The organism is Hymenobacter volaticus, from assembly GCF_022921055.1.
Lineage (GTDB): Bacteria > Bacteroidota > Bacteroidia > Cytophagales > Hymenobacteraceae > Hymenobacter > Hymenobacter volaticus.
In genome coordinates this window covers 873,595-887,494 of sequence record NZ_CP095061.1, presented here as the reverse complement: position 1 = coordinate 887,494, position 13,900 = coordinate 873,595, and the positions used below count along the sequence as shown (strand labels likewise).

General features: G+C 55.5%; 9 protein-coding genes. 3 read left to right on the top strand and 6 right to left on the bottom strand.

Going from position 1 to position 13,900, the window contains the following annotated elements; all coding sequences use genetic code 11:
• Positions 1–480: 480 nt before the first annotated feature.
• A complete protein-coding gene (locus MUN86_RS03910; RefSeq protein WP_245121988.1) occupies positions 481–2,007 on the bottom strand; it encodes an aldehyde dehydrogenase family protein in 1,527 nt (508 codons plus the stop codon).
• Between the two features lie 267 nt (positions 2,008–2,274).
• On the opposite strand from MUN86_RS03910, the gene MUN86_RS03905 reads away from it, so the two are divergent.
• From MUN86_RS03905 to MUN86_RS03895, 3 genes are all read left to right on the top strand, one after another.
• A complete protein-coding gene (locus MUN86_RS03905) occupies positions 2,275–3,195 on the top strand; it encodes an AraC family transcriptional regulator (RefSeq protein WP_245121985.1) in 921 nt (306 codons plus the stop codon).
• A gap of 53 nt (positions 3,196–3,248) precedes the next feature.
• Positions 3,249–3,836, top strand: coding sequence for a DUF416 family protein (locus tag MUN86_RS03900; RefSeq protein ID WP_280640591.1), 588 nt, complete (start codon positions 3,249–3,251; stop codon positions 3,834–3,836).
• Positions 3,837–3,950: 114 nt separating this feature from the next.
• The gene (locus tag MUN86_RS03895; RefSeq protein WP_245121980.1) at positions 3,951–5,201 is read left to right on the top strand and encodes an MFS transporter; all 1,251 of its coding nucleotides are present in this window, start codon (positions 3,951–3,953) and stop codon (positions 5,199–5,201) included.
• A gap of 74 nt (positions 5,202–5,275) precedes the next feature.
• Here MUN86_RS03895 and rfbD read toward each other — a convergent pair whose 3' ends face one another.
• From rfbD to MUN86_RS03870, 5 genes are all read right to left on the bottom strand, one after another.
• Positions 5,276–6,127, bottom strand: coding sequence for a dTDP-4-dehydrorhamnose reductase (rfbD, locus tag MUN86_RS03890; RefSeq protein WP_245121976.1), 852 nt, complete (start codon positions 6,125–6,127; stop codon positions 5,276–5,278).
• Positions 6,128–6,359: 232 nt separating this feature from the next.
• Positions 6,360–7,835 carry an efflux transporter outer membrane subunit gene (locus MUN86_RS03885; protein ID WP_245121973.1) on the bottom strand — a complete coding sequence of 492 codons (1,476 nt, stop codon included), beginning with the start codon at positions 7,833–7,835 and terminating at the stop codon, positions 6,360–6,362.
• A 40-nt stretch (positions 7,836–7,875) separates the two neighbouring features.
• Positions 7,876–9,048: an efflux RND transporter periplasmic adaptor subunit gene (locus MUN86_RS03880; protein WP_245121971.1), complete on the bottom strand. Its 1,173-nt coding sequence runs from the start codon at positions 9,046–9,048 to the stop codon at positions 7,876–7,878.
• Between the two features lie 185 nt (positions 9,049–9,233).
• On the bottom strand, positions 9,234–12,593 hold the full coding sequence (locus MUN86_RS03875) for an efflux RND transporter permease subunit (protein WP_245121968.1): 3,360 nt from the start codon (positions 12,591–12,593) through the stop codon (positions 9,234–9,236).
• A gap of 296 nt (positions 12,594–12,889) precedes the next feature.
• Entirely contained in the window at positions 12,890–13,804 is a 915-nt protein-coding gene (locus MUN86_RS03870) for a TIGR03915 family putative DNA repair protein (protein WP_245121966.1), read from the bottom strand.
• Between the last annotated feature and the right edge of the window lie 96 nt (positions 13,805–13,900).

The window sequence follows — 13,900 nt, the reverse complement described above, 5'->3', positions numbered from 1 at the left end:
CTCTCGAAGATTATACCGAACATTATTTTCAGAATCATAGAGAATTTCCCAATTACCAGCACTATCCCTCATGCCGCCTCTTAGGCGGGGAGAAGGCATAGGAATGGGCTCTGGCTGTTGCTCTGAGTGGGATAGTTGAAACTCCTCAGTTTTTTGCAACGACCAATCCGGGTTCTTTTGGCCAGGCACCGGAAGCTTTTGGGCGTGGACCGAAGTAGCAGCGAACAACACCGCCCCAACAACAAGCATTACTCTACATGAATCAAGCATAATCAGCAGTTAGCTAAACACATCTGCCGGTAATGACGAGTGTTTGTCTGATAGCGTTGCGCCAGTCTCAATAAAGGAACAAATAGCAGGCAACAAAACGCAAAAACCGTCATACTGAGCTTGTTGAAGTACTCCACTGGCGTAGTAACTACCACCCTAGCGAAATACCTCGACAAGCTCAGCATGACGGTTTTTCTTCTCCCTACTTTCCTAGAAGAAACCGAGTTTCTGCTGGCTGTAAGAAATCAGCATGTTTTTGTTCTGGCGGTAGTGGCTGAGCATCATTTTGTGGTTCTCACGCCCGAAGCCCGATGATTTGTAACCACCGAATGGGGCCCCAGCCGGATAATCGTGGTAGCAGTTCACCCACACGCGGCCGGCCTGAATGGCGCGGGGCACTTCGTATAGCTCATGCGCGTCGCGGGTCCAGACGCCGGCGCCGAGGCCATAGAGCGTGTCGTTGGCTATTTCCAGAGCTTCTTCAACTGTTTTGAAGGTGGTCACCGACACCACCGGACCGAAGATTTCTTCCTGGAAGATGCGCATCTTATTGTGGCCGCGGAACATCGTGGGCTGAATGTAGTAGCCTTCGGCCAGTGCACCGTCCTCCTGATGGTAGGCGTCGCCGCCGGTCAGCACTTCAGCACCTTCGGCCTTACCAATTTCCAGGTAGCTCAGGATTTTCTCGAACTGGTCGTTGCTGGCTTGAGCGCCCATCATGGTTTCCATGTCGAGTGGGTTGCCGAGTTTGATGGCCTTCACGCGCTCAATTACCCGGGCAATAAACTCGTCGTAGATGTCTTCCTGAATCAGCATCCGCGACGGGCAGGTGCAGATTTCGCCCTGGTTAAGGGCAAACATCACGGCTCCTTCAATGGCTTTATCGAGGAAGTCGTCGTCGGCATCCAGCACGCTCTTGAAGAAGATGTTCGGCGACTTACCGCCCAACTCCATCGTTACGGGAATGATGTTTTCGGAGGCGTACTGCATGATCAGGCGGCCCGTGGTGGTTTCGCCGGTAAACGACACCTTCTGAATGCGCGGCGACGAAGCCAGCGGCTTACCAGCTTCCAGACCGAAGCCGTTCACTACGTTTACTACGCCCGCGGGCAGAATGTCTTGCAGCAATTCCATGAGCACCATAATGGAAGCTGGCGTTTGCTCGGCGGGTTTCATCACCACGCAACAGCCAGCAGCCAGCGCAGGCGCCAGCTTCCAAGTCGCCATTAGCAGCGGGAAGTTCCAGGGAATAATCTGGCCTACCACGCCCAGCGGCTCGTTGATGTTCATCGACACGGTAGTAGCGTTTAGCTCCGTCACGTTGCCTTCCTCGGCCCGGATTACGCTAGCGAAATAGCGAAAGTGGTCGACTACTAACGGTAGGTCGGCAAGGGTGGTTTCGCGGATGGGCTTGCCGTTTTCCACGCATTCCACAGCAGCTAGGTGCGGCAGGTTTTCCTCGATGATATTGGCTACCTTGTTAAGCAGATTGCTGCGCTCAGTGGCCGAGGTTTTGCCCCAGGTTTTGAAGGCCTCATGCGCCGCGTCGAGGGCCAGTTCAATGTCTTCTTTGGTGCTACGGGCTACCTTGCAAAATGCCTTGCCATCGATAGGCGACGGGTTTTCAAAGTATTGGCCTTTCACTGGAGCTACCCATTTGCTGCCAATAAAGTTGTCGTAGTGCGATTTGAATTGGGGCCGGGCAACGAGGGTGGTGGGTTTTTCTAAGGTTTCCATCAGCGCTAGAATGAGGTGAGATTTAGATACCCCAAGCTAGGTTTACCTCTGCTGAAATAGTTGTAGTATACTCTCAGAAAAGAAACCTATCATCTCATAAGGTAAGCACTCACTCACCTTCTTGCACTTGCACTGATTAGAAGTAACTTACCAGGAATGTAAGCCGCAAAAGCCGCCCGGTTTGCAACGGTTACTAAGTTTTGTTGTTAGATTATAACTTGAGTTGCCACTGCTTTTTCAGCTTCCCACTCTTTTGCCTGTTCGTCCATGTCTCACCTGCCCGCTCCTATTGCACTCCGCCAGGCCGACCAGCTCACCACGCTAGTTGAAAACCGGACGGTGTATGCTCTCGATGCTTTTGAGCTAAACGTGTTTGAAACGCACCGCACGGCCCATCAAATACCGCTCAGCATGGGCAATCTGGTCTTGACTACTATGCTCCGGGGTAAAAAGGTAATGCACCTAGCTGGCCGTCCGGCGTTCGAGTACCTGCCCGGCGAGTCGGTTGTTGTGGACCAAAACGAAACCATGCTCATCGACTTCCCGGAAGCCGACGCAGAGAACCCGACGCAGTGCCTCGCGGTGGCCATCCCGACGGATACCATCCGCCAAACCGTCGATTTGCTCAACGAACACCACCCCCGCGTGGAAGAGCATTTGCCTTGGCAGCTCGACACCCACGACTTCGCCCATTTCCAGAACACGCCCGAACTGACCTCCACGCTGGAGCGCCTCGTACAGCTCTCCCGCGACACCGGCCGCATCAAAGACGTATTGGCCACGTTTACCATTCAGGAAATGCTGGTGCGCCTCATGCAGACGCAAGCCCGTCAGCTTATTTTCAACAACTACACGCAGCACCTTACTTCTCACCGCTTCGCGCACGTGGTGCAGTACATCAAGCAGCATCTCACCGAGCAGATTACAGTGGAAAAACTAAGCGCGCTGGCTTGCATGAGCAAGGCCACTTTCTTCCGGGTGTTCAAGCGGGAATTGGGCCTCACGCCCATCGAGTACATTATTCAGGAGCGTCTTACGGAAGCGAAACGGCTGTTACGCAATCCGCTTACGTCGGTGTCGGATGTCTGTTTTCGGGCCGGTTTCAACAATACCGCGTATTTCCAGAAGCTCTTTAAGCAGTACGAAGGCATGACCCCCGGCCTCTACAAAAAGCAGCACGCGGTGTAGACTGCTTTTTCCGCAGCAATTAATTTTACGTATTAATTGGTGTATTTGCACCCTTGCTAGATCTTTCGACCCCGTCACAGTTACCAGTTCGCCATAAATCCGTTATGGCTGCGCTTACCTGCGAGAAGATGCAGGTGTTGTACGAGGCCTTTTGTGAGGTAGAAGAGTGGGGCGACCCCGCTCTGTATCAGCAAGGTATTGATGCCTTGTATAGTTTCGGGCTGGATGGTTCAACTGTAGCAGTAGACCACTGCCTAGCCAATACGCAGCACTTATCTCCCGACCTCGACGACTTCACCACTCCCCTGGCCTCCTACGCCCTCGATGCGAGTAGTGCCTTGACGGAAGCCCTGCTTTTTGTCGCGAAGCAGGAAGAAAAATACTTCCGCAATCATCTGGCTGCCGTTACAGACTGTATTGACATGTTCGTGCAGATGTACCTGGAGCTAGATCCGAACCGGCGGGATATAGATGAAATTATCAGGGCCGATGAGTACATGCAGCAAGAGCACGAACGGCGCAAAAGGCTATATGCTGCCTTGCAGAACATCACTGATATAACGCCTAGCGTGCTCATCACCTTGCGGAATCTCAACGGCACCGAGCCTATCGTGGGCCTCGACCGGCTGGCTGGGCTATAAAGAGAAGGTGCTTTTGCGCCTGCTTTGTTGGGTCGTACGCAACCTTCGAGCTGACTTTGCTGTTAGGTGAGGCCGTATATCTCCCTGCCACAAGGCAGGGTGGCAACTTACCTCATGAAAGAACAAGCAGTGGCTGATCGTCAGCCCGTGGCAAAGGACGCACGTTCTGTTTCAGCTACTCCACACCCTCCGCTTGCCCCCGCCTTAGTGTGGCTCATGGCTATTACTTGCGGACTGGTGGTGGCCAATATTTATTACAACCAACCGCTGCTTGCTGAAATTGGCCGCACCTTCCGGCTTTCCGAAAGTGAGGTGAGTTTGGTGGCCACTATCACGCAGGTCGGCTATACGCTAGGGCTGTTGTTTGTGGTACCACTCGGCGACAAACGCGAGCGGAAAAGCTTGATTTTGGTCCTGATACTAGCGGCGGCGCTGTGCATGGCGGGCGCCGCGTCGGCCCCATCGTTTGTAATACTGGCAGCGGCGAGTTTGTGCATCGGCATTTTTTCGGCAGTGCCTCAGCTGCTGATGCCTATGGCCGCCTCGTTGGCTTCCGATGAAGAACGAGGCCGGGTAGTGGGCAAGGTCATGAGTGGCTTATTGATTGGCATTTTGCTTTCGCGCACAATTAGTGGCTACGTAGGGGCTCATTTTGGCTGGCGCACCATGTTTTGGGCGGGAGCCGCTGTGATGGTGTTGCTCACCGGTATCTTGGCCCAAATGCTGCCGCGGAATCAGCCCAATTTCCAGGGCAGTTACGGTGGCCTGCTCAAGTCCTTGGTCACCCTCACCCGCGATTTACCTGTGTTGCGCCGCTCGGCACTAGTGGGTACTTGTATGTTCGCCGGCTTTAGCGCCTTCTGGACCACGCTCGTGTTCTTCTTGGAAAGTGACACCTACCGTTACGGCAGCGACGTGGCCGGCTTGTTTGGCTTGATTGGGGCTACCGGAGCATTTGCAGCTTCGTTTGCTGGCAAGTCAGCGGACCGCAAAGGCCCCGACTTCGGCATCAACCTGGGTATCCTGCTGTTTGTGGGGGCTTACGTGCTGCTGGCCTTTGGCGGCTATTACTTAGTAGGACTGGTGGTAAGCGTGGTGATTCTGGATGTGGGGCAGCAGATGACGCACATTTCCAACCAAGCTCGCATCTTCAGCCTGCTCCCCGAAGCCCGAAGCCGCTTGAATACGGTGTACATGACGGCTGCCTTCCTAGGCGCTTCGCTAGGGTCGTTGTCGGGGGCTTGGGCTTGGACTCATTTTCACTGGCCTGGTGTGTGCGGCGTGGGACTGGCCTTTGGAGGCATGGCTTATTTACTTAATCGATTTTATGGCAGGACCGCTAGTGTCATTGCTCCTGCGCTTTAGCTTACTGAAAAGGGCTTGTTCTAGCTAGAACAAGCCCTTTTCAATGATACTGAAGTTGATTTTCAGTGTTTAGTTTACAGCCGGCTTAAGCATTCTTTTAGACTGTCGCGCCAGTGTGGAATAGCTAGGTTAAGCGTGGTTTTAACTTTCGTTTTGTCCATCACCGAATAAGCAGGCCGCGTAGCCTTGGTAGGATACTCTTCCGTACGGATGGGCACGGTGCGCACAGGCGTATTGCTTAGCTCGAAAATAGCTTTGGCGAAGTCGTACCAGGAGGTCATGCCCTCGTTGCTGTAGTGGTAGATACCATACGCTTGGCTCTGGCTCTCGATGATAGTTAGGATACAGCCGGCCAAGTCGATGGCGTAGGTGGGAGTACCGGCCTGGTCCCAGATAACGCGCATTTCTTCCCGCTCCCGGCCGTATTTCAGCATCGTTTTCACGAAGTTGTTGGCGAACTCAGAGTATAACCAGCTGGTGCGCAAAATGAAATACTGGCTGGTATGCGCTGGTATAACTTGCTCACCTTCCAGCTTAGTTAAGCCGTAGACACTGATAGGGGTCGCTTCATCGGTTTCTACGAGTGGCTTGTTACCTGTGCCCGCAAACACGAAATCAGTTGAAATATGCACGAGTGTGGTACCATGCTGACCGCACAACTGCGCCAGATTCACGGCGCCGTCCTTGTTGACTTTGCGAGCTATTTCCACTTCGTCTTCGGCTTTATCCACGGCTGTGTAGGCGGCACAGTTGATGCAATATGCGGGTTGGTATTGCGCGAATACAGCTTGCAGCTTACCAGTGTCCAGAATGTCTGCTTGCTCTTCCGGCAGAAAAACGATATCTGTTATGCTTCTCTCTTTTGCCACATGCTGCAGGCATTGCCCCAACTGACCCGATGCCCCAAAGACGATTATTTTACTCATACAACTAAGCGTGATATAGTAGGTTAAGTGAGCTTTCAGCGTCCATAAAGCGTATTACCCTGGAGCTATCCGCACGCAATTTAGTTTTTTCATTTCGCCAGCAACTACCGCTTGTCATTCCGAGCAACACGAAAAATCTGGCTAATAAGGAAAGTGTAGACTCCTGGCGTTGCTCGGAATGAGACGCATGTGGTAAGTAATTGATCGGATATAGTAGTCCGTATTGCTACTCTTACTCCCAACCGCCGCCTAAAGCTTTCACGAGTTGGATGGCTGATTGGAACTGGAAGCTTTGGGTTTGCACTGCTTGCCGAGCCGCCTCCAACGTTTGGCGGTCGGCATCAACTACTTCAAAGTAATTGGTAAGGCCGCGGTTGTACCGCTCTCTAGTCAGCAAACCAGCTTGGCGGGCGGCACGCAAGGCCCGCTGCTGAGCTGCTAGTTGCGCAGCACTTTGCTGTACATCCGCCAAGGCCGTTTCAACTTCCTGAAAAGCCACAAGAGCCGTTTGCTGATACTGCGCCGAGGCCGTATTGGTGCGCGCTTTGGCTAATTCCTCGTTCGATCTGAGTCGGCCACCGTTGAAGATCGGAATGGCCACACCCGCCCCGATGTAGTAGGTGTAGCTTTCACTGAGTCGAGTCAATTCCCCTAGCTGCGCGCTCTGCGGACCGATATAGCCGTTGAGTTGCACTGTTGGGAGTCGGGCCGAGCGCGCCGATTCGGCGCGGGAATCGGCGGCGGCGAGGAGGCGCTCGGCTTGTTGCAAATCGGGGCGGCGAGCAAGTAAAGCGGCTGGAACCCCCGCTGGCACGCTCGGCACAGTCAGGTCAGTGGGGCGAGATGCCAGGACGAAGCTACTGGCCGGCTGCCCGCATATGGTGGCCAGAGCCGCCACATAGCGGGCTCGCTGGCGCTGCGCTTCTATCCGGCTGGCGTCTACGTTGGCCAACTCGGTTTCGGCGCGGCGTACACCTATTTCGTTGTCCACACCGGCTTTGTAGCGGGCTTGCACCAATTTCAGATTCTGGACGCGGGCTTCGCGGGTACTATCGAGCACGCCGAGGTCGGCGTCGAGGCCGCGGATGCTGTAGTAGTAGCTGGCAGCATCGGTGGTGAGGGTGAGCTGCACGGTGCGCAAATCGGCTTCGGAGGCCTGCTGCTCGGCTTGGCTAGCTTGAATGTCGCGCCGAAGTCTCCCCCACACGTCGACCTCGTAGCTGACATTGATGGGAATGTAGAACTGCTTTTGACTTACCCCTACCACCTGCGCATTAGGAAACTGTACTGGCCGCAACGCCGACAAGCGGCTGCGGTACACTTGGGGCGTCACGGTCACGTCGGGCTTTAGGTAGGAGCCAGCTATGCGCACAGCGGCGCGAGCTTCTTCCACACGGGAGGCAGCGGCACGCACGTTGAAGTTGCCCGTGAGGGCCTGTTGTTCTAGCGCACTCAGTACCGGATCATTGAAGAGCGCCCACCAGGCGGAAACCGCCGGGGCCGCTTGGGGCGGGGCAGGGCTAGCAGGGGCCGCGGGTTGGGCCACCGGAGTTCCGTTCGGGTTTTGGTTGTTTTGCCAGGCGGCGGGAGCAATTACCGTGGGCGGCTGATACTGCGGTCTGCGGGCGCACCCACTGAAGACTACCGAAGCTAGTCCTAACACCCAAGTCCAACGAACAAGAGAATACCAAGCAGTTAAAAAACTCATGCGCAATCCGTCAGCAGCAAACAATACATAGCACCCCAACTTACTTGCTCGCCCCCTCTCCTACCGGCGACGAGATACGCGGGCGGTCCGGGTCGTAGAGGCGTTCGGGGGCTTTGGGCCCGGCGGGCGTATCGGGCTTCTTGGCGGCAGGTGCTTTTCGGGCTTCTACCGTTTCGTTTTCCTGCAAGGTTTCGGCGGGGTTGATAACGAGCATTTCCCCACCTTTCAAGCCCTCCAGCACTTCCACCTGCGCCCCAAAATCGCGGCCAGCCACGATGGGTTGATAATGCACTTTCTTGTCTTTAATCATCACCACGCGGGTGTCGGTGCCGCCCGGCACCAGCGAATTGGCTGGGATAATAACGCTAGGTGACGTGCGCGGCAGTTCAAACCGAATCTGGCCAAATACGCCCGGCCGCAACAACTGCTGCCGATTCGGAATCTTGACCACTGTCAGCAACGTGCGGGTATCGGAACTAAGGGCGCCGGCCTCCCTCGATACGCGCCCCCGGAAAGTGCGGTTGGTGAATTCTGGCACAATCAACTCGGCAACCAGACCCGCCTTGATAGCCGTGGCGTAGTTCTGCGGCACATTCACGAAGGCCCGTAGCGTATCGGTTTGCTCTACTTTGAACAACTGCGTGCCCTCAGCGTTGCTGGTTGAAACCAAGGCGCCCACTTCCACATTGCGCTGGGTCACGATGCCACTGAACGGAGCGCGCACCTCGCGGAAATTGCGCAAGGCTAAGAGTTGCTGCACGGCGGCCTGTTGGCCGTTGTAGCGAGCTTGTGCTTCGTCGAGTTCCTGTTTGGAAATGGCGCCGGGCATGTCCACGCTCCGCAGACGGTCGTAGCTGGTGCGGGTTAGGGCGAGGCTGGTTCGGGCTTCAACCACTTGCTGGTCGAGCTCCGGAGTGGCAATACGAGCTAGCAGTTGGCCACGCTTTACGCGGGTGCCTATGTCTACGTACCAGGCCTGCACAAACCCATTGGTACGGGCGAAGAGGTATGTTTCGTGGTTGGAAACAGTATTAGCCGGCAATTCCACCCGCACAGTATCGGGCGCGGCCTGCGCGGCCTGCACGCTCACAACGGGCGTTGCATTGGCGGAGGCGGTACTTGCTTGTTCGCGCGCTTTGTTGGCTTTCAACCGGGGCAGCAGCCCAAGCAAGAAAAGCCCTCCGAATACCAGCGCAATCAGTAGGATTACCACCCAAAACCGGCGTTTCCCTCTAGGCTTGTTGGCGGCTGGCTCCTCCGCAACGGGGTGTCCTGGCGCCGGGGCGGGGCCGAATGGTTGTTGGTAGGCTGAGAGGTTATGATGTCGTCCGATTGTAAGGCCATCGAGAAGGTAATCTTTAATGCACGGCTACTATTCAGCGCCCTTCAATTAGGGTATTATGCCAAGGCTCGCGCTGGCTGCTTTTCCTCTTTGCGAGTTGAATCCAACTCACGTTGCTTCAAGTAGCTGAACATAATCGGTACAAAAAACAAGGTGGTAACGGTAGCCAGCAACAAACCGCCAATTACGGCTCGGCCGAGCGGGGCATTTTGCTCGCCACCTTCTCCGAGGCCCAAGGCCATGGGTAGCAAACCGATGGTCATAGCCAGGGCCGTCATCAGTACGGGGCGCAGGCGGGTGAAGCCAGCATCAAGCGCGGCATCGCGCGGCGAAAGGTCCGGCTCTTCTTCGCGTCGTTCGTTAGCGAAGGTGACCAGCAGAATACTGTTGGCCGTAGCCACTCCAATGCACATAATGGCTCCCATCAAAGACGGTACGGAGAAGGTAGTTTGCGTCACGAACAGCATCCACAGTATGCCCGACATAGCACCCGGCAAGGCCATGATGATAATAAACGGATCCAGCCACGACTGAAAGTTCACAACCATCAGCAAATACACCAGCGCAATAGCCCCCACCAGCCCGATACCCAATCCAATAAACGAGGTGTGCATGCTGTCAACCTGCCCGCGAACGGTGATAGTAGTGCCTTTGGGCAGGTCCTTGCGGGCTTCCTCCAAAATCTTGTTCATGTCGGTGGCCACGCCGCCTAGGTCACGGCCTTCCACGCTGGCGTACACGTCTATCACACGCTGGATGTTGTAGTCGCTGGCGAGGGCAGACGTGGTGGTGCGACGGGTGGTAGCAAAGCTGCTAAGCAACTGAGGCGCCAGTTGCGAAGGACCCGTGATGCCAATGGTCTTCAACTCGTCTAGGCTAGACAACTGGCTCGGCGGCGTTTGCACGGCCACAATGTAGTTAACGCCCGTTTTGGGGTTCAGCCACTGGTTGGGCGTAGTCTGGGTGCTCGAAGACAGGTTGACTAGCACGTTGTTGGCAATATCGCGCTGCGAGAGGCCGGCTTGCTGTGCCCGCACCCGATCCACATCGAGGCGCATTTGGGGCAGGTCGAACGCTTGGTACACGAAGGCATCGACTACGCCCGGCACCTTCGCCATTTGCTGCTTGATTTTGGCGGCAATCTTATAGTTGGCTTCTATGTTCTTGCCGGTCACCTGAATGTCGATGGGGGCAGGCAGGCCAAAGTTCAGCGTTTGATTGACGATGTCCGCGGGCTGAAAGAACACCATCAAATCGGGGTACTGCTTGTTGATGCGCCGCCGGATTTCGGTGATGTACTCGGCAGTCGACCCATGCTCTTCTTTCATTGACACTAGAATTTCACCGTCGCCGGCCCCAATCACGGGGTTGTCGCCCATCAGCAAGTTCAGCGCTATTACGGGCAGCCCAATATTATCTAGCACCAAGTCCAGTTCCTCGGCCGGAATAACCTCGCGGATAATTTTTTCCACCTGCGCAAAGCGGACCTCGGTTTCCTCTAAGCGGGTGCCGGTGGGGGCGCGAATGTGCATCCGCAACTGGCCAGCATCCACTTTCGGAAAGAAGTTTTGCCCTATGAATGGGTACAAGCAGCCCGACCCAATGAACAGCACCGCAAAGCATAGTACCACCATTCGGCGGTGATTCAGCACCCAATCTAGCGCGTCACGGTAGCCTTCCCGGAACTTCTCGAATCGGTGATCGAACGCTTTGTGGATGCGCCACACCCAACTTTTCTCGATGCCTTTGGCGGCTTCCCGATCGGCGTCGGTAATGGGGTGTTCGTCTTCTTCCTCGGCGCTTAAGGTGGGGTGCTCCCGCTCTAGCTGTTCGCGGCGAAGTTGGCTAAGCCGGGCTTCCGCTTCGCTTATGGTATGGCCGTCGCGCACTTGCTCGGTGGGCAAATGCGCCGCCCCTTCGGCGTGGTAGATGGGTAGTTCTTTGCGCAGCAGAAACTGCACCATGGTGGGTACCAGCGTCCGGGAAAGCAGATAGGAAGCCAGCATGGCGAAAATGACGGCCATGGCTAGCGGCGTGAAGATATATGACGCCACCCCCGACAAGAAAAACACCGGCACGAACACAATGCAAATAGCTAGCGTGGCCACCAGAGCGGGCGTGGCAATCTGCTGCGCCCCATCCAAAATCGAACGTTTCAGCCCCTTCTTCATGGCCATGTTGCGGTGGATGTTCTCGATTTCCACCGTTGCATCATCCACCAATATCCCCACCGCCAACGACAGGCCGCTTAGCGTCATGATGTTGAGTGTTTGGCCGAGCAGCTTCATCACCACAATACTGACCAGAATAGACAGCGGAATACTCAGGGCAATGATGAGCGTGGAGCGCCACGAACCGAGGAACAGCAATATCATGAGGCCGGTGAGGGCCGCCGCAATACACGCCTCGATGATAACGCCCTTGATGCTGGCCCGCACGAAAAACGACTGGTCGAACAGCAGCTTCAGGTCGAGGCCTTGTGGGGCGTTGGCTAGCACGTTGGGCAAGGCTTTCTTGATGCCTTCAATGACATCGAGCGTGCTGGCGCCGCCGCTCTTGAGAATGGGCACAAAGGCGGTACGCCGACCGTTTTGCCGCACAATATTTTGCTGCACGGCGGCACCTTCGTGCACAAAGGCCACGTCGCGCACATACACGGTAGCGCCGTTCACTTCCTTGATGGGTAAGTCGTTGAGCGTGGCAATGGCCTCGGGGCTGCTATTGAGGCGCACATCGTATTCGCGGTTGCCAATCTTGGCGGAGCCAGCGGGCAGGATGATGTTCTGGCTGGTGATGGCCGTTACTACGTCGTTGGCCGATAAACCCTTGCCGGCTAGTGCACCAGGATTCAAGTCCACCATGATCTGCTTGGGCTTGCCACCGTTGGGCAGCAGCAACGACGCACCTTTCACGATGGCTAAACCCGGCCGAATAAACGCGTTGTTGGCGTCGTATAGGTCTGACTCACCGAGAGTTTCCGACGATAAGCTAGCCTGCGCAATGGGCACGTTGGACGCCGAATACCGAATGATGTTGGGCGGCGTGATGCCGGGTGGCATAGTCCGCAGGATGGTTTGCGAAATGGCCGTGAGTTGGGCCACGCCCGCCGCGGGGTCGGAACCCGGTTGGAAAAACACTTTGATGATGCCCACGCCTTTCAGGGCTTGGGATTCCATATGCTCGATGTTGCTGACGGTGGTAGTGTAGGCGCGCTGGTTCACCACCAAGATGCGCTTGTTCATTTCCTCGGGGCTCATGCCCGAGTACGTCCAGACCACTCCCACCACGGGAATATTCACTTCCGGAAAAATGTCCACCGCCATCGTACGAATGGTCATGATGCCGCTCAGCAAAATCAGCAGGGCCATGACCACAAACGTGTAAGGACGCGCCAGCGCCAACCGTACAATCCACATCAGTAAACAAGCTTAATAGGCTATCAAATCTTCTCGAATCAGACCAGCAGAAAACTATTTCCAACCAGAAAATACTTCAGCGTTACAATACTTCTTCTACAAAATCGAACCAACTGAACAGGCACCGCAAAGCCACAGCATCGTTCAATGTGTGCTTTGAACACCGCAGTACCTACATGCAATGACAAAGCAAGCCTAGCCGCGTTGCACCTCTTCGCTCGGAATAATACGGGCTAAGCACAATAACCGCTAGCTATCATGGGATAAAATAAAAGCCACTCTGCTAACAGAGTGGCTTACACTTGGCCAGGCGGCTTCTTGTTCTTGATAGGCTGAAAGCGTTGTTCCCGCGGCTGCTTTTCGCTGAGGTAGCGCCAATACCGTAATGGAATATGCCGGCGGTGCAACTTCATATTCTTGCGCTCCGGGATGTTGACGTGGTCGAAATACGACTGCCAAAGCAGCTTGAACAGCGGCTCCCGCTCGTCGAGCACGGTAGCCGATATATCGGTGTTGCGCTGCGGGGCAGTGGTTTCAAACTGCACGACATCGGTGCGGTGCAGGTCGTAGTAGAGGCCGTAGCGGCGGCGCTTATCGAAGATCAACCAACGTTGGTCGGCGTAGCGCTTGGTGAAGTGCGGCGCGATAAGCGGCAACACATCAAAATCCGGGTCGATGGTGGCGTGGAACAGGTTGTCGCTGGTTTTCTCGAAGCGTACAAAGGCTTCCATGCGGTGCTTCTCCCGGTACATTTGCTGCGCGATATGCGCCACCCGGCGGACGTTGTCGTCGGCGTAGTTTTCCGAAATATCGCGGGCCGAGCGCATAGCCAAATCAGCATAGCGGAAGATCAGCAATTCCCGGTCGGGTTGTTCGCTCAGAAATACATGGTAGAGCCGGGTGCGCGCCTCTTTGTCCATATGCCGAACCAGACCTTCCCACACGCGGGTGGCGGTAGCTTCGTTGGTATCAATCTGGACGGGCTGGGCGAACAAGCCCCCTTGAACCTCTCCAAGCGGCTGAATGCTGTTGGGCGCAGCCTTCCGGTCGTAGACGGCAAACAATACGGACAGCAGACCTTCAAACGAACCATCGTACGCATAATCCAGCGGCGCATTGGTAAGCGCTGGTGCCGTGGGGCGGGGTGTTGCCTCGGTGCTGGCGGCAACAGCAGCTTTACCACGGTTGTAAGGCGTAAGGGAACGGCTCATCAAGTACGGACTAGGTTCGGAATACTGTACGCTTGCTAACAAGAAAAGGTCAACAGTGTAGCGCCCCTCTCCTACAAAAGAGGGACGCTACACTGT